This window comes from Xanthomonas arboricola pv. guizotiae (assembly GCF_002940205.1).
In the GTDB taxonomy this organism is placed as follows: Bacteria; Pseudomonadota; Gammaproteobacteria; order Xanthomonadales; family Xanthomonadaceae; genus Xanthomonas; species Xanthomonas arboricola_C.
Genome location: NZ_MDSK01000010.1, coordinates 113,302 through 138,973, shown reverse-complemented (window position 1 = coordinate 138,973; position 25,672 = coordinate 113,302). Strand labels below are relative to the sequence as shown.

Below are 25,672 nucleotides of genomic sequence, written 5' to 3'. Positions count from 1 at the left end.
CTAGAAGTCTCCAACCAGCCGAACGAGGGCGGGCACTACGATGACAAGACGGGCACCGTCAGCATCAACAGCGCCATCTTCGCGCCATCCATTCGGTCCGACCGCTTGGACATGTTGGCGGGAACGGTGGGGCACGAGACAGGGCATGCGCTGATGGCGCGGTCGGCGCAAGTTTCTCTGAACACTTTTGTGTTCAAGCTCGATGCCGCGCTCAAAGAGGGCATCCAATACGGCGAGTCGGTCGTTGACGCGACAGCGCTCTCCAAGGAATTCACAGCGTCCGCTCGGCAGAACGAAGCTTTGGCCGAGTTGGTGAGCATGAATGCCGTGGCCAGCCGGGTGACGACGACCACGGGGCAGTTTGACCAAGCCGAGTTTCTGCGTCGCGTCGAGCCGACAACCGCTTGCGTGAAACACGGAAAGCTTGAGCCGGGCATCCACTTGGACGAGCGCGGATATCAACGCACAGGGAACAGCATTTCCAGCCCGGCGGTGGAGGCCGTTGCTGTTTGTCACTTCGACCGAAGCGACAGCAGCATGGGGCGCCAGGGCACATCTAACTACCCCGGCTACTATGCGGCCTACCCTGTGAGCGCGGGGGCTGCGTTGTTGAGAGAGCGTGCGGGGTCCACGACCCAGGCTTTGCCGCGCCTGGGTTACAACCTCGCAGAGCTAGGCACCGATACAGCCAAGCTGGAGGGAGCTGGGCTGAACTTGGGCGGGCAGGGCAAGGCATTCGGATTCGTCGATACCTCCCACGGTCAGCAGCGGGAAGTGGAGGTGCGCCAACTGGGCCCAGCCCAGCATCGCCCGGACATTGACCCCCCCTCGCTTCGATCGCCTTCGCAGGTGCTGGCCGACAGTCCCGCTCACCCTGACCACTCCACCTACCAGCAGATCCATTCTTGGGTTCGGGGCACGGGCAACTGGAACGAAGAAGAGACCAGGAATGTCTCAGCTGCGCTTTACAAGCAGCAAATCGAAGACCCGTTGCTGAAGCGAGTGGACCAGGTCACCGGCGGGCTAGGCCGAGATGGGGCACACAATGTCTTTGCGGTCTATGCCCCTCACGGGTTAGACAAAGCGCCGCAGTTCCATGCCCACGTGGATGGGCGCGAGGCCTCGCAGGAGCCGGCCCAGCAGAACCTCCAGCAGGCTGAGGTCATCAAGCAGGACCAAGTGCGTCAGCAGCAGATGGAACAGACGCAGCAGCAAAATCAGCAGCAGGAACAGGGGCCGACGATGACCAGGGGCGGTCCATGAAAAGTGCTCGCCGTGATGACGAGGGCTCTAGTGAAAAGAGCCAGCACGATTTCTCATGTGGCTGCTAAGCAACGTTTCCAGTTCTGCGTCGTCCAGCAGGTGCGCACCAGTGGAAACCACGAGGTCCGCCACGCGCTGCCGTCTTTTTATTTCTTCGCACTTCGCCGTTTCCTGGGCCTTCGCTTCGCGGCGCTGATTGGCTAAAAGCTCTCTTGCTTGGAGCTCGGCCAAGCGCTCGGTGGCGCGTTGGATTTGGTCTCGATAGCGATTCGTTGCGGTCATGCATTTCTCCTGCTTCGTGCAAATGAGTCAAGCAGGAAAATGGCTTGCGTCAAGTTCGCGGCGATTCTGATTTTTACCTGCCATCGAAATCGAAAAGATCTTAAAAACAAGGCTTTAAAGAAAGAAGCAAGAGCGCACCTAGGTGTCACTGCGTGACACGTGCGCAAGGGTCTTCGCCCCTTGAACCCCAAGTGCTTTCAGCCCTTGCGAAAATCTGAATCCACGGCATAAACGAAGCGACCTCAACCGCTTCGGGACTCACGCTTCATGGCCATCTACCACGCCAACGTCAAAACCTTCAGTCGCGCCAAAGGGCATTCCTCGATCGCCGCTGCCGCTTACCGCGCCGGCCTGCTGCTGGAGGACGCACTCACTGGCCTGCGCCACGACTACCGCCGCCGGGACGGCGTGGTCGAAACGCGCTGCATTGCCCCCGAGGACGCGCCCGATTGGGCTCTGGTTCCCGCTGAGCTCTGGCCAGCGGCGGAGGCCGCCGAGCGCCGCAAAGACTCGACCGTTGCCAGGGAGTTCGAGTTCGCGTTGCCCCACGAACTCGATAACCTCCAGCGCTCCGAGCTGGCCGTGGAGGTTACCCGTGCGCTCGTCGGTCGCTATGGGTTCGCGGCCCAGGCCAGCATCCACAGCCCCGGCAGCAAGGATGGGCTGAACTGGCACGTCCACGTGCTGGCAACAACGCGGCGCATGGGGCCTGACGGCCTCGCCGACAAAACCAAGGAACTGGACGGCGGGCCGTCGGGCCGTGTCGAGGTGCAATGGGTGCGCGAACTCATCGCCTCCACCATCAACGCCCACCTTGAGAAAGCTGCACTTGAGATTCGGGTGGACCACCGCCGACTTGAGGTCCAAGCCGAGGATGCACTGGCGCGCGGCGACTTGGCTGCCGCTGCCGTCCTGTCCCGCGAGCCCACCAAGCACGTCGGCAAGAACGGGACCGCGCTGGCCCGGCGGGGCCTACCGTCGGAGCGTTCGGACGCAAACCAACGAATCGAAAAGACCAACGAGGAGACCTTCCAAAAACTCGTCGCCGTGTTCGAGCAGGAGGGGCGCGCCATGCCGGTGCCCGATGGTCATAGCCAGGCCCAGGCCGAGCGCGAGGCTGGCCGGTCTTCCGCCGGGCTCTCCCTGTCGTTGGGCCGTGGGGCAGGGCACATTGAGGTGTCCCGCAGCATGGCGCCGATCGCCCGCGGGCTGGGACTGCTGGAAGCCGATGATGCCAAGCCGCCGCGCGAGCCGCGTTCGGTCGCGGAGCTCGCGGAGGAGGCCAGCGACGAATGGGGAGTCGCTGTTCAAGCGGACCCGCGCTTGGCGAAGACGCTCCAAGCGACGCTGGACTTGGTGCAATGGATCAGGGAACGGGCCGCTGCCTTCGCCGAAAAAGCGCAACTCCGTCCCGACCTCAACGAGCTGCTGCGGCGACTGCGGCGCTTCAAGGCAGCCGCCATGAAGTTCGCCCGGCGGCTGCTGGCCGAGCGTCGCGCCGAGAAGTTGCATCACATGGCCGAAAACTCATGGAATGATTTTGTTGCGAACAACCCCCAGCCCGGTCCGTCGTGGATGCAGGGAGGCTGGACGCAGAAGCGTGGTCGTCGACTGAGCATCCTCGAAGCCCGGGCCGCAGAGCTCGCCGATGCGAGGGCCAGGGTGACCCCGGAGGAACAAGTGCTCTGCGAGAAAGAGGCGTCGGCCAGCGCGGCGCATCTGGAGTCCTGGAGCCGGGACATGCTCCAGCGCTATCCCCTCCAGCTTGACATGGCGAATGAACCCGATGAGCCGCGTCCAAGCCCTGTCATCGTCGCACCTCGTGCGCCGGCCTACGTTCCCCGGCCGCCGCGCTTCCACTGAAACCAAAGAGCCCCGCAGTGCGGGGCTCAATGTTTGTGCTGACTTGAATGCTTCAGTGCAGTGTCGGGCGTTTCTTGCTGCGCACTGGATCCAGCTGTGCGTCTTTGTTCTTACGCCCCGCTCGCCATTCCTCAACCGACGGAAACTCTCTCACGATGACGGCCTCGCGGGTGCGCACAGCCGGGGAGGGCCGTGGAGGAGCGTGGCCAAGCGATTGTATGGCGGTGCTCCCGCCCGGCGTTTTCTTCTGGCTGTAGACGATTAGTTCGCCAGCGGAAGACCATGCGTTGCAAACATTTTTTTGGCGCACTAGGGGCTCGTCAGAGAGCGACTGACTCATCAGAGCTGCGAGCAATTGGCTGGCGAGTTCGAACTGTTGGGGATTGGTCATGGAAACTACTGCGTGTGGGGGAAGTCTTCATCCAACCAGGAACTGACGCTTGCGCAAGAGCTCGCTTTGGGTCGTATTTCACAAATTTGAATACGGGCCAAAATTTGATGGCTGCTATGTCATGTGACAACTAGAGGTGTTGCGAATGCGATTTGGCTTCTAGTTTTTTAGCAGACGCAGGCGGTCAAACTGAGCCAAGGCAAAAGGAGGCTGTTAAGCCGGGTCAGGCAGCTCGGGCTTGTGCGCGATGCTGAGCAACCAGCCCCCGGTCTCCTCCCTTTGCATGGTCAGCACGATCACAGCTTCGACCAAGAGTCTGGATGCCGTTTGGGCAGTGGCATGGGGGCTTCTGTTTTGCTCGGCGCATCTTCAGGCTGAGGCTTCCTCTATGCCACGTCCAACTCCTTAAGTTACCCCTCAAAGAACCCAAAGGTGCCTTTTAAGGGCGCCCCTTCTTCATCCCTGGTGGCACGCTATCGAACACATGGATCGGCTCCCTAGTTGGTGGCCGGACAATCTGGGTCTGCTGTGTAGCCGGTCTCTGCTGAGGCGCAGGTTGCGGTTTCTCGCTGCTGGGTTTATCACTCATAGGTCATCGAGTCCCAAAACGTCTTTTTTATCGGAAAACCTCTCATTGCTAACCACGGGTTCCCGAACCGGTGGACGTTCGATGCCCTTTGGATTTGTAGTGGGCAACGATGCGGGGCTACTAACGGTCTTCTCCGGCTTGCTGGGAATAATCACTGTCTTAGCGTCCTTTGGCGATCTTGATGCGGCATCATCGGCCGGCTTTGTTGGGGACAGGCTGAAGAAGACTCCAGCCAGCATGAGGGAGCCTACGCTAGAAATAAGGAATCTGTGTCCACGCGCAATCCACTCGGCTTTCCTGTTATTTTGGATGCTGTTGTTCCGGGCAGATTTTGCGTAGGTCTCATCGAGATGATAGTAAAAATCGCGCCGTGCGCTTTCTTTAGCTTCTGCTTCTGTGATGTCGAGCGTCTGCCAATTCTCCCTATACTCACGTTCGAAATGCTCGCGATCGCGCAGCCATACAACCATGTCAGGGGCATGGGAGTATTTATAAAATATCAGAGACTTGGCAAGGCAGTATAGGTTGCCGATGAGCAACAGGGTGGTCATCGCAAGAGTAACAATGAGGCCTACATTGAAGAATGTAGGTTCGGCCTCGATCGATTTTGCCATCGCCAGGGCTCCGCCAGCAACGATGGTGAGCACACCTACCGGAAGCGAAAGGCTGTTGTGCAGGGCATCTCGGCGCTGCAACTCCCATAGATGGTGATCCTTAAACGTCGTATCCCGTTCCATTGGTTCAGTCCTGCGAAACCCGAGGCCAGCTCGGATAGTCCCTGAGTTGACTTGATCTTATACAACAAGGCGACCGATCTGCCCGGTCATAAGATGGCACGTAGCTTGTGCCAAGCAGCGCTCATCAACCGGTCCTTGGTTGCTTTGAGGAGGCGGGCTTCTGGGCTACTAATGCGCGGAGGGCTGAGAGATTTAGCCCATAAGCAAGAACGGCAAGTCCAGGCGACACGCCCCGAAGCCCGTCCATCTTCTCCTGAGTTGTGAACGCCCGGCTGTAAGTGACGTGGTGCTCGTCGTCCAACTCGTGTCCGACCAACTGAGCCCGGAGCTCGGACACCACGCCCGCGCCCTGCAACTCCTGGATCAACGTCTTGCGCAGCGAGTGGAAGCCGCGCTTGGCCGTGGGCCAGTTCTTGCCCACCTCGGCCAAGTGCCGGCTAAACGCTTTGGAAATCCAGTTGCCTTGACCATTCTTGGCATCGGCTTTGGCCGCCGGGAACAAGCGCTCCTGGCCCTCGGCGCGCGCCTGCTCGACCCAGCTCAGGAAGCCCAGGGCGAGCAGGTCGGGGTGGACCGGCACCGTCCTCAAGCTCACGTCCGTCTTCACCTTTTGATGCTCACCTTCGTCCGAAATCTGGATGCAGGGGAGGCCCCGTCCTCCACCACATCGGCGGTCAGCAGTTGGCCGACCTCCGAGGCGCGGGCGCCGGTATACAAGCCAATGAGGGAAGCCCATCGCGCGGCCAGGGGAAGCGCCTCAAAAGCAGCCGGGGCAAACAGCGCTTGGACTTGGTGGGCGTCGTAAGCCTTGAACCCGAACTTGCGCCTGGCCCGCTTCTCGCGGGTGGAGTAGCTTACGTGCCCGGACGCGGGGTTGTCGCCCCGAGGGTAGTGGCCGGAGGCTTGGGCCCACTCGAAGAAGCCGCCCTTGCCGCCGATGTAGGACTGCTTGTTGGTCAGGGTCGGGGTGGAGGCGCCTTTGTCGCGCATGTCTTGATACCACCGGGCCAAGTCCGAGCGTGTGACCGTGTGCAGCTTGGTCTTCTCGCCCAGGAAGCTGGTCAACAGCTCGATGGCGGTCCGCTTGATGGTCCAGGTCTTGGGCAAGGTGCTGCCCTTGAGGCTGGTCAGCCAAGCATCACGGGCCTTGCCCAGAGTGATCGTCTCGATGGCGGGCTTCGTCGTCCGCCGCGGCGTTGGGAGGGGAGGCACGTGCTGATGAATCAGCTCGCCCAGCGCGCTGGGCTGCGGGGCGGTGAGCGCCATGAGTTGCTGGTAGAGCGTGACGTCTTCTGGCGTGTCGATCTGCCATTGCTCGGTAATGGACCCATCCGCCGAGCGCGTACGATTCAGGGTCAGCTCTTGCGGACGTTCGGTGCCGGTCAGGCGCGCCAGGAGCGCGTCCAAGTCGTCGTCCCGGGTTTGCATGCGTCGTTCCTTCAACACGGTGAAGACCTGAGCATATCGGGCAGCAAGGGTCAGAGCGCGGAGCCGTGCCTCCCGCATGTCGTAAGTGTGGAGGGTGCGTTTGAAGGTCTTGCGACCAACGACGGGCTGCAAATCAATTGGGACACGCTGGCGATACGACCAGAGTCCGGAGGGGGCTCGAACGAGATGATGAGGGATGCGCATGGGAGTCATGTGTTCCGACTTGCGCAGCTGCAGCCAGTTTTTACGCTAACAAAAAACCCCTGATTTCTCAGGGGTTTGCGTATTCTGGCGGAGAGAGGGGGATTCGAACCCCCGAAGCGCGGTTTAGACGCTTACACACTTTCCAGGCGTGCTCCTTCAACCACTCGGACACCTCTCCGTACCTGCCGTGCGACCGGGTCGTCGGCAGGAGCGGGATTCTAGCCGCCGCGGGCGCCATTAACAAGGTAAAGGATCCGCCGGTCCGGCATGACGCTGCCAGCGCAGCTGTCTGGCCGGTTGAAGACGCGTATCCGGCAGCCTCCCGAGCCGGAAGCGCCAGGGCACCACGGCCGCTGAACGAACCACTTGACGCGCCGTGGCACAATATCGGTTCAGAGGAAGCTGGTTGCCCGATGTCTTATCTTGTTCTCGCCCGCAAGTGGCGCCCGAAGCGTTTTGCCGAACTCGTAGGCCAGGAACACGTGGTCCGCGCGCTCAGTAACGCGCTCGACAGTGGGCGTGTGCACCACGCATTCCTGTTCACCGGCACCCGCGGCGTGGGCAAGACCACGATTGCGCGCATTTTCGCCAAATCGCTGAACTGCGAGACCGGCACCAGTGCCGATCCGTGCGGCCAGTGCCCGGCCTGCCTGGATATCGATGCCGGCCGCTATATCGACCTGCTGGAAATCGACGCCGCGTCCAATACCGGCGTGGACGATGTGCGCGAGGTGATCGAGAACGCCCAGTACATGCCCTCGCGCGGCAAGTTCAAGGTCTATCTGATCGACGAAGTGCACATGCTCTCCAAGGCGGCGTTCAATGCGCTGCTGAAGACGCTGGAAGAGCCGCCCGAGCACGTGAAGTTCCTGCTGGCCACCACCGACCCGCAGAAGCTGCCGGTGACCGTGCTGTCGCGCTGCCTGCAGTTCAACCTCAAGCGGCTGGACGAGGACCAGATCCAGGGCCAGATGACCCGGATCCTGGCCGCCGAGCAGATCGAATCGGATCCATCGGCGATCGTGCAGCTGTCCAAGGCCGCCGACGGTTCGCTGCGCGACGGTCTGTCGCTGCTCGACCAGGCCATCGCCTATGCCGGCGGCGCGCTGCGCGAGGACGTGGTGCGCACCATGCTCGGCACGGTCGACCGCACCCAGGTCGGCGCGATGCTGCAGGCGCTGGCCGACGGCGATGGCGCGCGCCTGCTGCAGGTGGTCGCCGCGCTGGCCGAGTTCTCGCCCGACTGGAGCGGCGTGCTGGAGGCGCTGGCCGAGGCCTTGCACCGCATCCAGGTGCAGCAGTTGGTGCCGTCGGTGGCGTTCGTCGGCGATGGCATCGACCCGACCGCCTATGCCGCGCGGCTGCGGCCGGAAGTGGTGCAGCTGTGGTACCAGATGGCGCTCAATGGCCGTCGCGATCTGTATCTGGCGCCGAGTCCGCGCGCCGGTTTCGAGATGGCGGTGCTGCGCATGCTGGCCTTCCGCCCAGCGGCGGCAGTGCCGGCTGGCGGCAGTGACGATGGACGTGGTGCCAATGCCGGCGGTCATGCGCGTTCTGCGGCAACTGGCGTGCAGGCTGCCGCACCGGTGGCAGCCGTGCCTGCAGCAGCGGCGACGCCGGCCGCGATGAAGCAGGCCGCGCCGGCTGCGGTCGCTGCACCCGCACCGGTGGCAGTTGCGCCCGCGCCTGTCGTGGTGCTGCCCGCTGCGGACGCATCGACCGACAGTCGCCCATCGACAACTCCCGCGCGCAGCGACGACACGCCGCCCTGGGCGATGGACGATGCGCCGGTGCGCGCCAACACTGCCCCCGTCGCTGCGGCGGCGCCCGTGCTGGCGCCGGAGGCGGCAATGGCGCCACCCGCAGCAGCCGCTGCGGCGTTGCCCGCTGCGGTCGCGCCCGAAGCTGCGGTGGCAGTTGCCGCAGCGGCGGAGGTACCTGCACCTGCAGCGGCGGTGATGTCGATGCCATCGGTTGCCGCACCCTCCATATCGGCACCGGCACAGACAACCGATCCATCGCCCCTGCTCGACAACGGCCATATCGCCGACGCCGAGCAATGGCTGGATCTGGTCACCCGCAGCGGCTTGAACGGCCCCTCGCGTCAGCTCGCCGCCAATGCCGCCTTCATCGGCCATCGCGACGGCGTGCTGCGCCTGGCGCTGGCGCCGGGCTTCGAATATCTCAATTCCGAGCGTTCCATCGCCAACCTCGCGCAGGCACTCGCGCCCGAGTTGGGAAATACGCCGCGCATCGTCATCGAGACCGGCAACGCCGATGTCGAGACCCTGCACGAGCGGGCCAGCCGCCAGAAAGGCGAGCGCCAGAGCGCGGCCGAAACAGCGTTCATGAACGACCCGAACGTGCAGCAGCTGATTCAGCAGCAAGGCGCGCGGGTCGTCCCCGATTCCATCCGCCCTTACGACGAGTAACGACACATGCGTGGGAACATTGCCCAATTGATGCAGCAGGCGCAGAAGATGCAGGAAAACCTGCAGCGCGCCCAGGAAGAACTGGCCAAGCTGGAAGTCACCGGCACCGCCGGCGGCGGCATGGTCAGCGTGACGCTGACCGGCGCCAAGGAGTGCCGCAAGGTCCGCATCGACCCGAGCATCCTCTCCGACCAGGAAATGGCCGAGGACCTGATCGCCGCCGCCTTCAACGACGCCTCCAACAAGATCGACGCCGAATCCAAGGACCGTATGGGCTCGGCGACCGCCGGCATGCAACTGCCGCCGGGCATGAAGTTGCCGTTCTGAGAGGTGGGGAATCGGGAGTGGGGAATCGGGAATCGTAAGAGCGAGGTTGTCCTTGGCTTTTGCGATTCCCCAATCCCGATTCCCGATTCCCGACCCAATGTCCTCCCTTCTCGAACAACTGATCGAGGCCTTCCGGGTGTTGCCGGGTGTGGGCCAGAAATCGGCCCAGCGCATGGCCTACCACGTGCTCGAACGTGAGCGCGAGGGTGGGCGCCGTCTGGCTGTGGCGCTGGCCGATGCGGTGGAAAAGGTCGGCCATTGCGTGCAATGCCGCGACTTCACCGAGGCGGAGATCTGCGCGATCTGTGCCAGCAGCAGCCGCGACCGGCAGCAGCTGTGCGTGGTGGAATCGCCGGCCGATCGCCTGGCGATCGAACATGCCACCGGCTACCGCGGGCTGTACTTCATCCTGCAGGGCCGGCTGTCGCCGCTGGATGGCATCGGCCCGCGCGAGCTGGGGCTGGACCGGCTCGGCGAGCGTCTGGCCACCGGTGAGGTCACCGAAATGATCATCGCCACCAATGCGACCGTGGAAGGCGAGGCGACCGCGCATTACCTGGCGCAGCTTGCCCGCCAGCACGCGGTGCGCCCGAGCCGGCTTGCCCAGGGCATGCCGCTGGGCGGTGAGCTGGAATACGTCGATCGCGGCACCTTGTCGCATGCCTTTGGCACCCGGGGTGAGGTGCTTTGAGGGCGGGGAATCGGGATTGGGGAATCGGGAATCGGAGAAGCGAAAAGCGGTGGCGCGCGCGGTAAGCTCTTGCGATTCCCCATTCCCCATTCCCCATTCCCCATTCCCCATTCCCCATTCCCCATTCCCCATTCCCGACTCCCGATTCCCCACCCATGACCGACACCATCTTCGGCAAAATCATTCGTCGCGAAATTCCGGCCAGCATCGTCTATGAGGACGATGAGGTGCTGGGCTTTCAGGACATCGCACCGCAGGCGCCGGTGCATGTGCTGTTCATTCCCAAGCAGCATGCGATTCCCACGCTGGACGACGTGCCGCCGGAGCAGGCGCTGTTGGTGGGCAGGCTCGCACTCGCTGCAGCAGCGTATGCACGCGAGCAGGGGCTGGCACAGGACGGCTATCGCATCGTGATGAACTGCCGCGAGCATGCCGGCCAGACGGTGTTCCATATCCATCTGCATCTGCTGGCCGGCGCGCCGCTGGGACGGTTCGGCACGCCCTGACCTGGTTGCGCGATCCAGTGCGTCAGCGCCTGTTCGAGCTGCCGCACCGCATAAACAAAAACGCCGCTCCCTGCGAGCGGCGTTTTTGCGTCTCGCTGACTCAGCGGTCGATTACCACCAGCCGCGGCCCCAGCCCCAGCCGCCGCCCCAGCGCGGACCCCACGGGTCGCCCCACGGGCCGTACGGATAGGCCGGCACCACATCCACCTCGCGCACGACCGGCCACAGGTAGACCACGTCGGCATTGACCTTGGGCAGCTTGTAGTCGTACTCGCCGATCTTGGTGGTCTCGTAGCCTTCGATCTTGCCGATGAAGGTCACTTCGCGGCCGGGCTCGAACACGGCCGGATCGTAGAAGCCCGAGCGGCAGGCCAGGAAGCGGCCATCGCTGGCGTCCACGGCGTTGCGGTCCGGGCGACCACTGGCGTTGAGCGGACGCGAGATCAGCTCAAAGCAGGTCTGGCCCTGGCCGGGCTTGGTCTGGATGATCTTGCCGCCCCAGCGCACCGACGTGCCGACCTGGGCGCTGGCGGTGGAATCGCTCGGACTGACCGTGGGGAACTGACCCTGCAGCGGCTTGGGCGCAGTGGCGCAGGCGGCAAGCCCGAGCACGGCGACAATGGGAAGAAGAAAGCGGGTACTCATGAGGAAGCTCCGGTTCGCGGGCGATGCTGCTGCAGATCTTTGAGGAGTGAGGCGCTGTCCGAATCGGCGCCAGCGTAGCGCGCGGCAGCGAAACGTTGGCTGAGCGCCAACAATGCCGGATTCGGGTGTGACCGGGCCACACGTTGCGCCCAGGCGATGGCCGGTTCGTGCGGTTCGCGGGCCAGGCCGAGCTTGTCGTAGCGGCGGCCCAGGCGATGCCAGGCGCGCAGCAGCGGGTCGCGTTCACGCTCCCCGCGCGCCAGCAGCCAGCCCATCCACGCCAGCGCGCCGAGCGCAAACACGCCGAAGATGACGGCCAGCTGCGAGCTGTCCAGGCGATCGATGCCGAAGGGTTGCAGCAGCCGTTGCTGGCGGTCGGCGTCGAAGGACAGCACCAGATCGTTCCAGCCGCGCCGCAGCAGGTCGCTGACCTGGCCCAGGCTGGCCCACATGCCGAGCTGGGCGAAATTGTTGCCCGCGCCGACCTGCACGCGGTCTTCCAGCGTGTCGTAGATGCGTTCCGGCGCCACCGCAGCTGTGGGGTCCACCCGCACCCAGCCGCGCCCGGCCAGCCAGACTTCGGTCCAGGCATGCGCATCCATGCGCCGCACCACCCAGTAATTGCCAAAGCCGTTGTAGGTGCCGCCGGCATACCCGGTGACCACGCGCGCCGGGATGCCAGCCGCGCGCATCAGCACCACGAACGAAGAGCTGAAGTGCTCGCAGAACCCGGCCTTTTGCTGGAACAGGAATTCGTCGACGCTGTTGCGGCCGAGCAGCGGCGTGTCCAGCGTGTAGGCGAATTCGCGGGTGATCCACTGCAGCGCGCGTTGCACCACCGCATCGTCGTTGCTGCCGGCTTCCGCGCGCCACTGCCGTGCCAGCGCGAGCGTACGTGGATTGAAGCCCGGCGGCAGGGCGAGGGCGCGCCTGCGCAACTGGTCCGGCAGGTCGGTGTCGAAGCGTGCCGGTGGCGCCGATTGCAGCTCCCAGCGGGTCAACGCACTCAATGGCCGCTGTGCGAACAGTTCGTAGTCGGGCGACAGCTCGGCATTGGCCACCGCCTGTGTGGGCAGGTCCAGCGACACCAGTTGGCGACGATCGGTGGGCTCGTAGTCCAGGCGATAGCGGTAGCGCTGCGGCCCGGCGGTGACCGAGGCGGGTTGGCCGCGGCCGGTCCAGCGTGCGCGCTGCCAGGTCCGGCCATCGAAGTCCCACATCACCGGCCCGCGCCAGTAGCGTTGCTGCGGCGGTGGCGCCTTGCCGGTGAACTGCACACGCAGGGCCGGGCTGTCGTCGGCCATCAGGTCGATCCATTCGCCCGGCGACATGTTGTCCGACAGGCCGGGCCGCGACAGCGCGCGCTCGGGCACGCCCCACAGCGGTGAACTCAGGCGCGGCAGCAGCCAGAACGTGGCCAGCGCCAGCGGCACGCCGATGGCGACCAGCTTGCCGATGCCGCGCAATTGCAGGCGCAGGGCCGGCGTGGCGGTGCGGTGCTCTTCGTCGGCCAGCCGCTGCATGCTCAGCAAGGCGCTGACCACCGCCAGCAGCGCCAGGCCCATGGTCGCCGGCCCCTGGTCGAGCAGAAACGCGGCAAACGGCGCGAACAGTGCAAAGCCGAGCAGGCTGCGGGCATCGCGCAAGCTGCGCAGTTCGGAGGCCTTGATCGCCAGCATCGATGCCAGCACCGCGCAGCCGGTGTCGCGGCCGAAGCGCATGCCGATCTGCCAATACACCGCCGCCAGCATCGCGATCACCAGCAACAGCCGCACCGGTGCCATCAGGTTGCCGCGCCAGCTCAGCACGCCCACCAGCACCGCGGCCACGGCCACGCTTGCCGCAAGCAGGGCCGGCAGCTGCAACAACAGCGGCGCCAACGCCAGCCAGCTGGTGGCCAGTACCCAGGCGCGGCTGGCCTGGCTGATCGGGAGGGAGGGCTCAGTCATGCGGAAGCAGCGCCAGTGCGCGCAGACACAGGTGATGGTGCGACGGCCCTTGCGCGGGACCCACCGGCGGCTGGCCCGGCAGCAGCAGGCGATAGCGGCGCCCGTCGCGCTCGGCCAGGTTGACCCAGCGCGCCAGCCGCGCGATGCGGCGCTCGTACGGCAGCGCGCTGAGCATGCGCCAGTCCAGCGTGACTTCGATGCCCAGCGGTTGTTCGTATTCGCGCACCAGGAGCGTGTCGCGACGCGCCGAATGCTTCCAGGAGATCGTGCGTGGCGCATCGCCGGCGCGATACGGGCGCAGCTGATGCAACTCCTCGCCTTGTGCGTGCAGGCGGGTCTGGTTGGGCGAACCCGCACCATCGGGCAGCGCCGGCCCTTGCTCCTCTGGCTTCGGATACGCCAGTAGCGGCGTTTCCGGCCAGACCCACGACCAGGCGCGCACCAGGCCCAGCGGCTGGGTGCTGGACAGGCGGATGCGCTCGATGTCCTGCCAACCGCGGCGCTCGGTCGGCACCGGCAGATCGACCTCGGCCATGTCGTGCTCGATCAGCGAGCAGAAGCCGCTGCTGTCCAGATGATCCAGCCGCAGCCCACGCCGCGCGCGGGTGTCGCGGCGCGCCAATGACACTCGCATGCGTAGCGGCTCGCCGGCGACCACCGGTTCGGCCGACACCGCTTCGATACGCAGTCCCGACAACTGCAGGTGCGCCATGATGCTGCTGGCGATCCCGGCGGTGGCCAGCAGCAGTGCGAGCAGCAGCGCCGGGTTGTTGTTGTAGTTCAGCGCGCCCAGCAGCATCGCCAGCAGCAACGCGGTGACGAACAACCCGAAGCGGGTCGGCAGCACATAGATGCGCCGCCGATCCAGCACGATCGGCAGGGCCTCGGCGCCCCGCGGCCGCGCCAGCAGGCTGAGTCGGCGGCCGATGCCGCGCAGGCGCGTACGCACCTGGGTCAGTCCACCGGCACGCTGTGCAGCAGCGCCTTGGCCAGTGCCGGCCCGGCCGAAGATTCGGCCTCCGGCACCAGCCGGTGCCCGGCCACGGCCACGAACAGCGCCTGCACGTCTTCGGGCAATACATGCTCGCGCCCGAGCAGCAGCGCGTAGGCCTTGGCCGCACGCAGCAGCGCGATGCCCGCACGCGGCGACAGGCCCACACGCGCCCCGGGATGCTGGCGGCTGCGCAGCAGCAAGGCCTGCACATAGCCGATCAGCGCATCGCTGGTGTGGATCTGATTGACCACCCCGCGCAGCGCAACCACCTCGGCGTCGCTGAGTTGCGGTGCGGCCTGGGCGATCAGCTCGCGCCGATCCACCCCGGACAGCAGCGCACGCTCGGCGTCGGCACTGGGGTAGCCCAGGCTCAGCCGCAGCAGGAAGCGGTCCAGCTGCGAGTCCGGCAGCGGAAAGGTGCCGGACAGATCGACCGGGTTCTGCGTGGCGATCACGAAGAACGGTTCCGGCAATGCATGCGTCACGCCATCCAGCGTCACCTGCTGCTCGGCCATCGCTTCCAGCAGCGCGCTTTGCGTGCGCGGCGGGGCGCGATTGATTTCATCCGCCAGCAGCACGTTGGTGAACACCGGGCCGGGATGGAACTGGAACTGCCGCGAGGCGGCGTCGTACACCGACACGCCCAGCACATCGGCCGGCAGCAGGTCGGAAGTGAACTGCACGCGCTGGAAGCCCAGCCCCAGGCTGGAGGCCATCGCATGGGCGAGGGTGGTCTTGCCCAGGCCGGGCAGGTCCTCGATCAATAAATGTCCACCGGATAGCAGTGCCACGAACGCCAGCCGCACTTCTTGCGCCTTGCCCAGCAGCAGCGAATTGACCTGGTCCTGTGCGCGCCGCAGCGATTGGCGCAGCGCATCGGTTAGCATTTCCGTGGAACGCAGCGGTGTCGACATCACAATTCCGTAGGTGGAAGAAGAGTGCACAGGGCAATGCAAGGGGACCAACGCGCACATCGCACCTTCGTGATCCTGTGGACACTGGCGACGGCCGTCAAGCTGTTGATCGCCGCGCGGCTGCCGCTGTTCGTCGACGAGGCGTTCTACTGGCAGGAAGGCCAGCATCTGGCCGCCGCGTATTCGGATCTGCCGGGCATGACCGCCTGGCTGGCGCGGCTGGGCGTGGAACTGGGCGGACATCATCTGCTGGCGCTGCGCCTGCCGTTTCTGGCCATTGCCGCGCTGAATCCCTGGTTGATCGCGCATATCGCCACGCGCTGGTTCGGCTCCACGCTGGGCTGGCAGGCCGGCAGCCTGACCCTGCTGATGCCGCTGTCGGCCACGCTCGGCATCCTGGCGGTGCCGGATGTGCCGATGGCGCTGGCGGCGGTGCTGTGCATGGATGCCGGCGCGCGGCTGCTGCGCGAGGTCGATGCCACCAGCGCGCTCGAGCTCGCCATCGGCCTGGTGATCGGCGCGCTCAGTCATTACCGTTTTGCTGGTGTGATCGGGGTGGGCTGCATCGCGCTGCTGTGCATTCCGCAGGGGCGCGCGGTCATGCGCGACCCGCGCATCTGGATGGCGTTGACGGTGGGCGCGGTGAGCTGGCTGCCGCTGCTGTTCTGGAACACCGAGCATGACGATGCCGGGCTGCGCTTCCAGCTGGTCGACCGGCATCCATGGCGCTTTCAGATCACCGGGCTGTGGTTCGTGCTGATACAGGCGGTGCTGGTGACCCCGCTGCTGGCCTGGGCGATGCTCAAGGTCGGCCTGGCCGGCACGCGCGCCGGTGGCGGTTCGCGTGCGCAATGGCGGTATTTCGGCCTGCTGGGCGGGATTTCGACCGTGGCGATCTTTGTGCTCGGCTTCTTCAGCGATGCCGAGCGGATCAGTTTCCATTGGCCGCTGCCGGGCTACCTGGCCCTGTTGGTGGCGGTGCCGGTGATCCTGATGCGTTGGCCGCATACGCTGCGTCGCGCGGCCTGGGCGATTGCGCTGCTCGGCACCCTGGGTGCGTACGGCTATTACCTGGCCGTGTCGGTGCCCTCGATTCGCGCGCATGCGGCCGGCGAAAAATACTATCCGCGCAATTTTGCCGGGTGGAACGACCTGGCGCGCGCGGTCAAGCTCCGGCTCGCGCAGATGCCGCCGGGCACGCGCGTGCTGGCGGAAAATTTCAAGGTCGGTGCCGAGCTGGGCTTTCAACTGCACGATGCCAATGTCGAGGTGCTGCGCGCGGAGTTGAACGACAAGCACGGCCGTAGCGCGCAGCTGCAGCAGTGGGGACTGCTCAGCGACGGCGCGCGCGCCGGGCCGCGGCTGCTGGTGCTCTCGCCTAGCGATCATCGTTATCGCGACCTGTTGAAGCGCTATCACGACATCTGCGGGATGGTCGGGCCGCTCCCGGCGCCCACGGTTGTGTCCACCGATCACGGTTACCAGCGCTTCCTGCTGTTCGCGCTGCCGGCGCAACGCCAGCCCGGGCCGTGCATCGCCCCGGCGATGGCCTGGATCGATACGCCGCTGCCGGACGTGCGCGTGGCCGGGCAGGTGCAGGTGCGCGGCTGGGCATTCAAGGATGGCGTCGGGCTGTCACAGGTGGAGCTGCTGCTGGACGGGCGCCCGGTCGCGCAGGCCGAGTACGGCACGCCGCTGGATGTGCGCCCGTACTGGAAGATCTCCACCGACCCGCAGCACCCCAACGTCGGTTTCAGCGCCACCTTCGACACGCATGCGCTGCCGCCCGGCACGCGTTGGCTGGGACTGCGCCTGCACGGCCACGACGGCAGCGTCGAGGACTGGTGGGAACAGCCCATCACCGTCTCCGCACCTTAGATCACCCAATGACCGACGCCATGACTGTTGCCCCTCCCGTGCCTGTGGCCGGGATCCGAATCGCCGTGCTGGTGCCCTGCCATAACGAGGCGACGACGGTCGCCTCGGTGGTCGGCGCGTTTGCCGCTGCCTTGCCGGGCGCGGCGATCCATGTGCTGGACAACAATTCCAGCGATGCCACTGCGGCGATCGCCGCGGCGGCCGGCGCGCAGGTGTGCCGCGTGGCGCTGCAGGGCAAGGGCAATGTGGTGCGGCGTGGATTTGCCGATGTGGAAGCGGACATCTATGTGCTGGTCGATGGCGATGCGACTTACGATGCGGCCGCCGCACCGGCGCTGGTGCGCAAGCTGATCGACGAACGCCTGGACATGGTGGTCGGCGCGCGCCGCGATCAGCAGCAGGCCGCGTATCGGCCCGGTCATCGCGTCGGCAACGTGTTGCTTACGCGGTGCGCAGGGCTGCTGTTCGGCCGCAGCTTCGACGACATGCTGTCCGGCTATCGGGTGTTCTCGCGGCGCTACGTCAAATCCTTCGCCGCGCATGCGCAGGGATTCGAAACCGAAACCGAACTGGCCGTGCACGCATTGCAGTTGCGCATGCCGGTGGCCGAGGTCGACACTGCCTACGGCGTGCGCCCGGAGGGCTCGCAGAGCAAGTTGAATACCTGGCGCGATGGCTGGCGCATCCTCACCACCATCGCCAAGCTGTTCAAGGCCGAGCGGCCGTTGTTGTTCTTCTCGGTGGGCTTTATTGCCTGTGCGCTGGCTTCGGTGGGATTGGCGATCCCGTTGTTTGAAACCTACGCCCAGACTGGCCTGGTTCCGCGCTTTCCCACCGCCATCCTGTGTGTGGCGCTGATGCTGCTGGGGTTCTTGTTGCTGGCCTGCGGGTTGATCCTGGATACCGTCACCCGTGGACGCATCGAGGCCAAGCATCTGGCCTATCTTGCCGAGCCCTTGCTGGGGCCGGGGGCGCAGCGATGAGCGCCCGGCTCGCGCGCGTCTACGCCGGCGCTGCCGCCTCAAGACAGGGGCGCGGGATCGCCCGCTTGCTGCATTGGGTCGATCACCGCTTCGCGTTCCGGCGTCCAGCCAACGTGGTCGCGGCGGTGACCGTCGTTGCGCTGCTAGGTGGCCTGGTGGCGTTGTGGCTTGGACAGGATGCGAACTGGGACCTACGCAATTACCACGTCTATAACGGCTATGCGTGGTGGCACGGCCGTCTGCCCCAGGATCTGGCCCCGGCGCAGTTGCAGAGCTACTTCAATCCGGCGCTGGATATCGTTCAATACGCGCTGCTGACACGCTGGCCCGGGCCGTTGGCCGGCGCGCTGATGGGCGTGCTGCATGCAATGGTGTTCGTGCCGGTGGCGGCAATTGCCTGGTATGTGCTGGACGCAGACTCCCAGCGCGCTCGCCTGACCCCGCTGTTGGCGCTGGCTGGCCTGTGCAGCGCGGCATTCCTTTCCGAATTCGCCAACACCATGGGCGATGCGAGCACCGCGCTACCGTTGCTGGCGGCGCTGGCGCTGGTGATGCGCGCGCAGCGCCGCCAACAGGCCGGTAGCGCGCTTGCCGCCCGTCATTGGCTGCTCGCCGGGCTTTTGCTCGGTCTTGCCGTGGCGTGCAAGTTGACCAATGCGCCCTACGCGGTGGCGCTGGCCTGTGCGGCGCTCTGCGCCGGTGGACGGCCGCGCGCACGGGCGCTGGGTGTGGTGAGCATGGCGCTGGCGGCATTGCTGGTGTTTGCCCTGATCGCCGGACCCTGGTATCTGCGGGTCTGGGAGCAGTTCGGCAATCCCTTGTTTCCGCAGTTCAATGGCGTGTTTCGCGCGCCGCTCGCGCAACCTGTCTCGCTAGGTGATACCCGCTGGCTGCCGCGCGGTGTGGGCGAATGGTTGGCGTGGCCGCTGGTACTGACCTTCAATCCCTGGCGGGTCAGTGAGATTGCGCTGTTTCAATGCATCTGGGCACTGCTTTATCTGGCCGTACTGGGAATCGTGGGGCGTGCGCTATGGCGCAGGTCATTGTCCGTTCCCTGCTGGAATGCACAGGCCACGACGTTGCTGGTATTTGTCGGTGCGGGTTATCTGCTCTGGCAGGGCATGTTTTCGATTCATCGTTACCTGGCGGCGCTGGAACTGCTGGCGCCGTTGGCGCTCTGGCTCTGCTGCCAGCGGCTGTTCGCCGCCGCCCGAGCCCGCACGGTGGCGGCCTGCCTGGTGCTCTTCAGTGCGGTGATTGCGCTCGGAGGCTGGAACGACTGGGGCCATGAATCCTGGGCACGGCACAGCATGCAGGTACAGCCACCACCGATCGATGTGCCAGCGTCCAGTACCGTGTTGCTGGTCGGAAACCAGCCGCAGGCATGGCGGATTGCGCTGCTTGCGCCAGCGGCGCGTTATGTCGGTGTGGCCAGCAACCTTGCCGAATCGGATGCCTATCGCGCCCGCGTGCGCGCGCTGGTGGCCGAGCGACCGCAGCTGTATGCGTTATGGGATGCTACGCAGGACAAGCAGAGTCCGCGCGTGGAACGGATGAATCGGTGGGCGCGGCGTCTGGGATGGAGCACGCGACCGGAATGCCCCCAGTTGCGCTGGCTGATGGCACATGGGTTGCGAGCGGAACTCGATGCATCCCGCCCCGGACTGTGTCGGTTGCGCGTTCCCGAGCACAAGGCGATGGAACTGGTCGCTGCCGATCGCCGTCTGCTGGAGCAGGCGCAACAACAGCTGCTTGCCTACGGGGTGAAACTGGATCCGGCTGGCTGTCGCAGGCTTTCCTCGCAAATCGGGCAGGGGGAGTATCCCTACCAGTTCTGCAGGCTCGATCGATAAGACCCGATCGCAGCTCAGGGCAGTTGAAACCCCGCCTGCCGCAGCAGCCGTGCCAGCGCGATCAGCGGCAGACCGACCAGGGCGGTGGGGTCCTGCGAGCGAATGGCGTCGAACAGGCTGATCCCGAAGCCCTCGCACTTGAAGCTGCCGGCGCAATCCAGCGCCGGCTCGGCGGCCAGGTAGCGGTCGATTTCGGCTGGCGTCAGCGGGCGCAGCTGCACCTCGGTCAGGTCCAGCGCGTGCGCGGTGCCGCCGGGGCCGACCAGGCTCACTGCCGTATGGAAGCGCACCACGCGGCCGGACATCGCGGTCAGCTGTGCATGCGCCCGCTCCAGCGTGCCTGGTTTGCCCAGGGCCTGGCCGTCCAGGTCGGCGACCTGGTCAGAACCGATCACCCAGGCATCGGGCGCCTGCGCCGCCACCGCCGCCGCCTTTTCGGCCGCCAGGCGGCCGGCCAATGCGTCCGGGCGCTCCCCAGGCTGCGCCTGCTCGTCGACCTCCGGCCGGGCGGTGCTGAAGTCCAGGCGCAGCCGGCCGAGCAGCTCGCGCCGATAGACAGAGGTGGAGGCAAGAATCAGGCGTGGCATCATGGGGCGCTGCACAGGACGGGCAGGGGAGTCTGCCAGCCTTGGCGCCTTGCGAGGCGCGTGAATAGGGGTATTTGACAGGGCGTCGGCGGATCTTTAACATTCTGCGGCTTATGTCCGCGAACGTACCCGAAATGCTGGATGCTTGGCGGATGGTCGTAGCGCGCAGGCGCTTCGATGGCCGCATCCCGCTCTCTGCGATGACCCGCCTGCAAGGAAGCCTGGTCGATACCGAGGGCGAATGTGTCTATTCGCTCCAATTCGATCATGACGACCTGCTGAAGGTCGCCTATGTCGAACTCAGTGTCGATGTCGAGCTTCCGCTGGCCTGCCAGCGCAGCTTGCAACGTTTTCTGTATCCGGTGCAAATCAGGCAGCGTCTTGGTTTGATCCGTGACGAAGCCGACGAAGCTGCGTTGCCGGCCGAGTACGAAGCCTTGCTGGTGCCGGAAGATGGCATGCTGCGCGCTGCGGATCTGGTCGAGGACGAACTGGTCCTGTCGATACCGGTGGTGCCGATGGCGCCGGGCAGCGAGGCCGTCGAGGCCGAGTGGGTTCCGACCCAGGAAGAGCAAGACAAGGCCAGTCCGTTCGCGGCGCTGGCAGCGTTCAAAAAACAGTAACCGCCGCTGTGAAGGGCGGAAAGACAGGTCGGCGCGGGCGTGAAGCGTCCTGTTCGACTCGACAGACAAGTTATCGAACTTAAGTTGGAGCAATCCCATGGCTGTGCAGAAATCCCGAGTTACCCCGTCGCGTCGCGGCCAGCGTCGTTCGCACGATGCCCTGACCGCCAAGCAGCTGTCGACCGATCCGACCAGCGGCGAGATCCATCTGCGCCACCACATCACCGCTGACGGTTACTACCGCGGCAAGAAGGTGATTGCGACCAAGTCGTCGGCCGTCCAAGAAGATTGATTCGTGGCACCCGGCGCGTTCGAAGCCGCCGGGTGACCCTCGCTTCTTCCGGAGCCGCCGACCACCGCGGCTCTTGCAACAGGGAACAGTATGAGCAAGCGGATCTATTCCAGAATCGCGGGCACGGGTAGTTATTTGCCCGAAAAGGTGTTGACCAACGACGATATGTCCAAGATCGTCGACACCAGCGATGAATGGATCTTCTCGCGCACTGGTATCCGTGAGCGTCACATCGTTGCCGACGACCAGACCACCAGCGACCTGGCGTACTTCGCCTCGCTGAAGGCGATGGAAGCGGCCGGCGTCACCGCCGACGAGCTCGACCTGATCGTCGTCGGCACCACCACCCCGGACCTGATCTTCCCGTCCACTGCCTGCCTGTTGCAGGCGCGGCTGGGCAACGTCGGCTGCGGCGCGATGGACGTCAACGCCGCCTGCTCGGGCTTTGTCTACGCGCTCAGCGTGGCCGACAAGTTCGTGCGCAGCGGCGACGCCAAGACCGTGCTGGTGGTTGGCGCAGAGACCCTGACCCGCATCGTCGACTGGACCGACCGCACCACCTGCGTGCTGTTCGGCGATGGCGCTGGCGCGGTCGTGCTCAAGGCCGACGAGGAGACCGGCATCCTCAGCACCCACCTGCATGCCGATGGCAGCAAGAAAGAGCTGCTGTGGGATCCGGTCGGCGTGTCGGTGGGCTTCGGCGAAGGCAAGAACGGCGGCGGCGCGTTGCTGATGAAGGGCAACGACGTGTTCAAGTACGCGGTCAAGGCGCTGGATTCGGTGGTCGACGAGACCCTGGCCGCCAATGGCTACGACAGGCACGACCTGGACTGGCTGATTCCGCACCAGGCCAACCTGCGCATCATCGAGGCCACCGCCAAGCGGCTGGATCTGCCGATGGAGCAGGTGGTCGTCACCGTGGATCGTCACGGCAATACCTCCTCGGCCTCGGTGCCGCTGGCGCTGGACGAAGCGGTCCGCTCCGGCCGCGTGCAGCGGGGGCAATTGCTGCTGCTGGAAGCGTTCGGTGGTGGATTTACCTGGGGCTCGGCGCTGCTGCGCTACTGAGTTCGGCAGGCAGCGCCGCGTCCGCCGGCGATGCCTGACAGCGTCGGGGAAGGACCCGTTATGGCAGAACCCATCGTCATCGCCGGACAGCGCGTCTGGCTGAAGCAGTATCGCCGCGACAGCCGGGCGGTCTCGCTCGGAGCACTCAACTTCGTCGCCCGCCGCTGCGGCCTGGATGCCTTGCGTCCACCGCCGCACCGTGGCGGCGATGCCGCGCGCGATCTGGAAGCGCGCCGGCTCGGCGAACTGCAGGCGCAGGCGGTGAATGTGCCGCGTGTGGTCGGTTGCGGGCAGGCGGCCCTGGTGCTCAGCGACAACGGCCGCTCCTTTGCCAGCTGCCTGCGCGAGGCCGACGCGCCCGAGCGCGACCGCCTGATCGCGCTGGCGGTGGCGGCCATTGCCGATGCCCATCGCGATGGCGCGTATTTCGGCCAGCCGCTTCCGCGCAACATGACCTTCGACGGGCAGGCGGTCGGCTTCATCGATTTCGAAGAAGACCCGCTGGAAGTGATGGACCTGGCGCAGGCCCAGGCGCGCGACTGGCTGGTGTTCGGCTACGGCGTGGCCAAGTACTACCGTGGCCGCCGCGAGGTGCTGCAGCGGTTGATGACGGGCGCCTTCGATGCGGCCGGCCCGGCGGTGGCGGCGCATGCGCATGTGGTGACCGGGCGCCTGCAGCGGTTTGCGCAGCTCACCGGTCGCCTGGGGCGCTCGGCCGGGGCGCTGGCGCGCGCCATTTTGGCCATCCACGCGGCGACCTCCCTGGCCGTGGTACTGGTGCTGGTGATGTGCGTGGACTGGCTCGCCGATGGCGAAATGGACTTGCTCAACGCCTTGCTGTAAGTGCGCCGGCGGTCGCGCCGGACCGGCCTTGCATACGCGGCAGTACAGACGCCGGGGCGATTTCGCACGTATCATCCCGGCTCGATTTTCGTAGGCAGCAACGCGTGACCGAATCCACTCTCGCCTTCGTGTTCCCCGGCCAGGGCTCGCAGTCCCTGGGCATGCTGGCCGAACTGTCTGAGCTGCACCCGCAGATCCGCGAAACCTTCGCCGAAGCCTCCGAGGGCGCCGGCGTCGACCTGTGGGCGCTGTCCCAGGGCGGCCCGGAAGAGATGCTCAACCGCACCGAGTACACCCAGCCGGCCTTGCTGGCCGCCGGCGTGGCGGTGTGGCGGCTGTGGAATGCGCAGCGCGGGCAGCGCCCGGCGGTCCTGGCCGGGCACAGCCTGGGCGAATACACCGCGCTGGTCGCTGCCGGCGCCCTGTCGCTGCACGATGGTGCGCACCTGGTCCGGCTGCGCGGCCAGTTCATGCAGGCCGCCGCGCCGGCCGGTGTCGGTGCGATGGCGGCTGTGCTGGGGGCTGAAGACGCGGTAGTGCTGGAGGTCTGCGCCGAGGCGGCCGGCAGCCAGGTGGTGGTGCCGGCCAATTTCAACTCGCCCGGTCAGATCGTGATCGGCGGCGATGCGGCGGCGGTGGATCGCGCGCTGGCCCTGCTGGCCGAGCGCGGCGTGCGCAAGGCGGTCAAGCTGGCGGTGAGCGTGCCCTCGCACACGCCGTTGATGCGCGATGCCGCCAACCAGCTCGCCGAAGCGATGGCCGGGCTGAGCTGGCACGCGCCGCAGATCCCGGTGGTGCAGAACGTCGATGCGCGCGTGCACACCGGCAGCGCTGCCATTCGCCAGGCGCTGGCCGAGCAGCTGTACCTGCCGGTGCAGTGGACCGGCTGCGTGCAGGCGCTGGCCGCCCAGGGCATCACCCGGATCGCCGAATGCGGCCCCGGCAAGGTGCTGAGCGGGCTGGTCAAGCGCATCGACAAGCACCTGGACGCCCGCCCGCTGGCCACGCCTGCCGATTACGCCGGCGCGCTCGAGGCGTGGACGCACTGATTCGACGCACCTGCCGGCGCTGCCGGCAGCCCTCACCGTTCGCGGCTGCGGTCGCGGGCTCCCCATTCGAGGAACAGCATTCATGAGCAAGCCTCTGCAAGGCGAGATCGCCCTCGTCACCGGCGCCAGTCGCGGCATCGGCGCGGCCATCGCCGACACGCTGGCCGCCCAGGGCGCCACCGTGATCGGCACCGCGACCTCGGCCTCCGGCGCTGCGGCGATCGGCGCGCGCCTGGCGGCCCAGGGCGGCCACGGCCGTGAGCTCAACGTCACCGACGCTGCGGCGGTCGATGGCCTGATCGATGCGATCGGCAAGGAATTCGGTGCGATCTCGATCCTGGTCAACAACGCCGGCATCACCCGCGACAACCTGTTGATGCGGATGAAGGACGACGACTGGCAGGCGATCATCGACACCAATCTGACCAGCGTGTTCCGCACCTCCAAGGCGGTGATGCGCGGCATGATGAAGGCGCGCAAGGGCCGCATCGTCAACATCGCCTCGGTGGTGGGCGTGACCGGCAACCCCGGCCAGACCAACTACGCTGCGGCCAAGGCCGGCATCATCGCGTTCTCCAAGTCGCTGGCCAAGGAAATCGGCTCGCGCGGGGTCACCGTGAATGTGGTGGCGCCCGGCTTCATCGATACCGACATGACCAAGGCGCTGCCGGACGAGGCCAGGACCGCCTTGCTGCAGCAGATCGCGCTGGGTCATCTGGGCCAGCCGGAGGACATCGCCAATGCGGTGGCGTTCCTGGCCGGCCCGAGCGCCGGTTACATCACCGGTGAGACCCTGCACGTCAACGGCGGCATGTACATGCCGTGAGCGTGCGCCGCCGGGAGGCGCTAAGTGGCTGATCGGCCGGGAGTTGTGATGCAATGCAAGGCCCGGTCGCTTCCACTACACTATCCAACGCGGCCATCGCAGCGGCGATGGCGTTTTGTGAGTCCCTCACAGGAGCACCGCACATCCGTGTGCGGGGATCCTAAAACTCGAACCACCACTACTCCATCTGGAGCGATATCCCCAATGAGCACCATCGAAGAACGCGTCAAGAAAATCGTCGTCGAACAACTCGGCGTCAAGGAAGAGGAAGTCACCACCAGCGCATCGTTCGTCGATGACCTGGGTGCCGACTCGCTGGACACCGTCGAGCTGGTGATGGCGCTGGAAGAAGAGTTCGAGTGCGAGATCCCGGACGAAGAGGCTGAGAAGATCACCTCGGTCCAGCAGGCGATCGACTACGTCAAGGCTCACGTCAAGAGCTGATGCGTTGTTCC

The 25,672-nt window shown here is 65.7% G+C and carries 23 protein-coding genes, 1 tRNA gene and 2 pseudogenes; 16 read left to right on the top strand and 10 right to left on the bottom strand.

Translation table 11 applies throughout. The features are described 5' to 3' along the window. Positions 1 to 837: 837 nt before the first annotated feature. Positions 838 to 1,263 (top strand): annotated as a pseudogene (locus tag XarbCFBP7408_RS23425) (XVIPCD domain-containing protein); the annotation flags it as partial. 27 nt (positions 1,264 to 1,290) lie between these two features. On the opposite strand, the gene XarbCFBP7408_RS08490 reads toward XarbCFBP7408_RS23425, so the two are convergent. Then, positions 1,291 to 1,545, bottom strand: a complete 255-nt coding sequence (locus XarbCFBP7408_RS08490) for a hypothetical protein (protein ID WP_104562579.1) — start codon at positions 1,543 to 1,545, stop codon at positions 1,291 to 1,293. Between the two features lie 267 nt (positions 1,546 to 1,812). Here XarbCFBP7408_RS08490 and XarbCFBP7408_RS08485 point away from each other — a divergent pair, with 267 nt between their 5' ends. After that, positions 1,813 to 3,408, top strand: coding sequence for a MobA/MobL family protein (locus tag XarbCFBP7408_RS08485; protein WP_104562578.1), 1,596 nt, complete (start codon positions 1,813 to 1,815; stop codon positions 3,406 to 3,408). A 52-nt stretch (positions 3,409 to 3,460) separates the two neighbouring features. Here XarbCFBP7408_RS08485 and XarbCFBP7408_RS08480 read toward each other — a convergent pair whose 3' ends face one another. The 4 genes and pseudogenes from XarbCFBP7408_RS08480 to XarbCFBP7408_RS08455 form a co-directional block, all read right to left on the bottom strand. Further along, the gene (locus XarbCFBP7408_RS08480; protein WP_104562577.1) at positions 3,461 to 3,799 is read right to left on the bottom strand and encodes a hypothetical protein; all 339 of its coding nucleotides are present in this window, start codon (positions 3,797 to 3,799) and stop codon (positions 3,461 to 3,463) included. A 585-nt stretch (positions 3,800 to 4,384) separates the two neighbouring features. Then, entirely contained in the window at positions 4,385 to 5,125 is a 741-nt protein-coding gene (locus XarbCFBP7408_RS08475) for a hypothetical protein (protein WP_104562576.1), read from the bottom strand. 124 nt (positions 5,126 to 5,249) lie between these two features. Next, positions 5,250 to 6,757 (bottom strand): annotated as a pseudogene (locus tag XarbCFBP7408_RS22330) (DUF6538 domain-containing protein). 85 nt (positions 6,758 to 6,842) lie between these two features. Continuing rightward, positions 6,843 to 6,935: transfer RNA gene (locus tag XarbCFBP7408_RS08455), tRNA-Ser, on the bottom strand. Positions 6,936 to 7,170: 235 nt separating this feature from the next. Between XarbCFBP7408_RS08455 and dnaX the strand changes: the two genes are divergently transcribed. The 4 genes from dnaX to XarbCFBP7408_RS08435 all read left to right on the top strand — a co-directional run bounded on the left by dnaX (position 7,171) and on the right by XarbCFBP7408_RS08435 (position 10,713). Then, positions 7,171 to 9,189: a DNA polymerase III subunit gamma/tau gene (gene dnaX, locus XarbCFBP7408_RS08450; protein WP_104562573.1), complete on the top strand. Its 2,019-nt coding sequence runs from the start codon at positions 7,171 to 7,173 to the stop codon at positions 9,187 to 9,189. 6 nt (positions 9,190 to 9,195) lie between these two features. Then, entirely contained in the window at positions 9,196 to 9,516 is a 321-nt protein-coding gene (locus XarbCFBP7408_RS08445) for a YbaB/EbfC family nucleoid-associated protein (protein ID WP_005913896.1), read from the top strand. 97 nt (positions 9,517 to 9,613) lie between these two features. Further along, positions 9,614 to 10,207, top strand: coding sequence for a recombination mediator RecR (gene recR / locus XarbCFBP7408_RS08440; RefSeq protein ID WP_104562572.1), 594 nt, complete (start codon positions 9,614 to 9,616; stop codon positions 10,205 to 10,207). A 155-nt stretch (positions 10,208 to 10,362) separates the two neighbouring features. Beyond that, positions 10,363 to 10,713: a histidine triad nucleotide-binding protein gene (locus tag XarbCFBP7408_RS08435; protein ID WP_104562571.1), complete on the top strand. Its 351-nt coding sequence runs from the start codon at positions 10,363 to 10,365 to the stop codon at positions 10,711 to 10,713. Between the two features lie 111 nt (positions 10,714 to 10,824). Here XarbCFBP7408_RS08435 and XarbCFBP7408_RS08430 read toward each other — a convergent pair whose 3' ends face one another. The 4 genes from XarbCFBP7408_RS08430 to XarbCFBP7408_RS08415 are packed head-to-tail and all read right to left on the bottom strand — an operon-like array spanning position 10,825 to position 15,215. Further along, positions 10,825 to 11,358, bottom strand: coding sequence for a Slp family lipoprotein (locus tag XarbCFBP7408_RS08430; protein WP_024938444.1), 534 nt, complete (start codon positions 11,356 to 11,358; stop codon positions 10,825 to 10,827). Then, positions 11,355 to 13,307: a transglutaminaseTgpA domain-containing protein gene (locus XarbCFBP7408_RS08425; protein ID WP_104562570.1), complete on the bottom strand. Its 1,953-nt coding sequence runs from the start codon at positions 13,305 to 13,307 to the stop codon at positions 11,355 to 11,357. The genes XarbCFBP7408_RS08430 and XarbCFBP7408_RS08425 overlap by 4 nt, the downstream gene beginning before the upstream one ends. Then, positions 13,300 to 14,256 (bottom strand): DUF58 domain-containing protein, encoded by a 957-nt coding sequence (locus XarbCFBP7408_RS08420; RefSeq protein ID WP_104562569.1) that lies wholly within the window; start codon positions 14,254 to 14,256, stop codon positions 13,300 to 13,302. The genes XarbCFBP7408_RS08425 and XarbCFBP7408_RS08420 overlap by 8 nt, the downstream gene beginning before the upstream one ends. 5 nt (positions 14,257 to 14,261) lie before the next feature. After that, entirely contained in the window at positions 14,262 to 15,215 is a 954-nt protein-coding gene (locus XarbCFBP7408_RS08415; protein ID WP_104562568.1) for an AAA family ATPase, read from the bottom strand. Positions 15,216 to 15,251: 36 nt separating this feature from the next. On the opposite strand from XarbCFBP7408_RS08415, the gene XarbCFBP7408_RS08410 reads away from it, so the two are divergent. From XarbCFBP7408_RS08410 to XarbCFBP7408_RS08400, 3 genes are read left to right on the top strand one after another with little or no spacing between them, the layout of a single operon-like run. After that, positions 15,252 to 17,093, top strand: a complete 1,842-nt coding sequence (locus tag XarbCFBP7408_RS08410; protein ID WP_181106695.1) for a glycosyltransferase family 39 protein — start codon at positions 15,252 to 15,254, stop codon at positions 17,091 to 17,093. Between the two features lie 8 nt (positions 17,094 to 17,101). Further along, a complete protein-coding gene (locus XarbCFBP7408_RS08405; protein WP_181106694.1) occupies positions 17,102 to 18,076 on the top strand; it encodes a glycosyltransferase in 975 nt (324 codons plus the stop codon). Next, positions 18,073 to 19,929 carry a glycosyltransferase 87 family protein gene (locus XarbCFBP7408_RS08400; protein WP_219820263.1) on the top strand — a complete coding sequence of 619 codons (1,857 nt, stop codon included), beginning with the start codon at positions 18,073 to 18,075 and terminating at the stop codon, positions 19,927 to 19,929. Before XarbCFBP7408_RS08405 ends, XarbCFBP7408_RS08400 begins: the two co-directional genes overlap by 4 nt. 14 nt (positions 19,930 to 19,943) lie before the next feature. On the opposite strand, the gene XarbCFBP7408_RS08395 is transcribed toward XarbCFBP7408_RS08400, so the two are convergent. After that, on the bottom strand, positions 19,944 to 20,519 hold the full coding sequence (locus XarbCFBP7408_RS08395; protein ID WP_104562566.1) for a Maf family protein: 576 nt from the start codon (positions 20,517 to 20,519) through the stop codon (positions 19,944 to 19,946). Between the two features lie 110 nt (positions 20,520 to 20,629). Between XarbCFBP7408_RS08395 and XarbCFBP7408_RS08390 the strand changes: the two genes are divergently transcribed. The 7 genes from XarbCFBP7408_RS08390 to acpP all read left to right on the top strand — a co-directional run bounded on the left by XarbCFBP7408_RS08390 (position 20,630) and on the right by acpP (position 25,661). Then, positions 20,630 to 21,139 (top strand): YceD family protein, encoded by a 510-nt coding sequence (locus XarbCFBP7408_RS08390; RefSeq protein ID WP_046341941.1) that lies wholly within the window; start codon positions 20,630 to 20,632, stop codon positions 21,137 to 21,139. Between the two features lie 97 nt (positions 21,140 to 21,236). Beyond that, the gene (rpmF, locus tag XarbCFBP7408_RS08385; protein ID WP_003483870.1) at positions 21,237 to 21,431 is read left to right on the top strand and encodes a 50S ribosomal protein L32; all 195 of its coding nucleotides are present in this window, start codon (positions 21,237 to 21,239) and stop codon (positions 21,429 to 21,431) included. A gap of 90 nt (positions 21,432 to 21,521) precedes the next feature. Then, complete coding sequence (locus XarbCFBP7408_RS08380) at positions 21,522 to 22,499, top strand: beta-ketoacyl-ACP synthase III (protein WP_104562565.1); 978 nt, start codon at positions 21,522 to 21,524, stop codon at positions 22,497 to 22,499. 60 nt (positions 22,500 to 22,559) lie between these two features. Beyond that, positions 22,560 to 23,342, top strand: coding sequence for a serine/threonine protein phosphatase (locus XarbCFBP7408_RS08375; RefSeq protein WP_104562564.1), 783 nt, complete (start codon positions 22,560 to 22,562; stop codon positions 23,340 to 23,342). A 104-nt stretch (positions 23,343 to 23,446) separates the two neighbouring features. Next, positions 23,447 to 24,391 (top strand): ACP S-malonyltransferase, encoded by a 945-nt coding sequence (fabD, locus tag XarbCFBP7408_RS08370; RefSeq protein ID WP_104562563.1) that lies wholly within the window; start codon positions 23,447 to 23,449, stop codon positions 24,389 to 24,391. 82 nt (positions 24,392 to 24,473) lie between these two features. Continuing rightward, entirely contained in the window at positions 24,474 to 25,217 is a 744-nt protein-coding gene (gene fabG / locus XarbCFBP7408_RS08365) for a 3-oxoacyl-ACP reductase FabG (RefSeq protein WP_104562562.1), read from the top strand. 204 nt (positions 25,218 to 25,421) lie between these two features. Next, the gene (acpP, locus tag XarbCFBP7408_RS08360; protein ID WP_002814322.1) at positions 25,422 to 25,661 is read left to right on the top strand and encodes an acyl carrier protein; all 240 of its coding nucleotides are present in this window, start codon (positions 25,422 to 25,424) and stop codon (positions 25,659 to 25,661) included. The last annotated feature ends 11 nt before the right edge of the window (positions 25,662 to 25,672 follow it).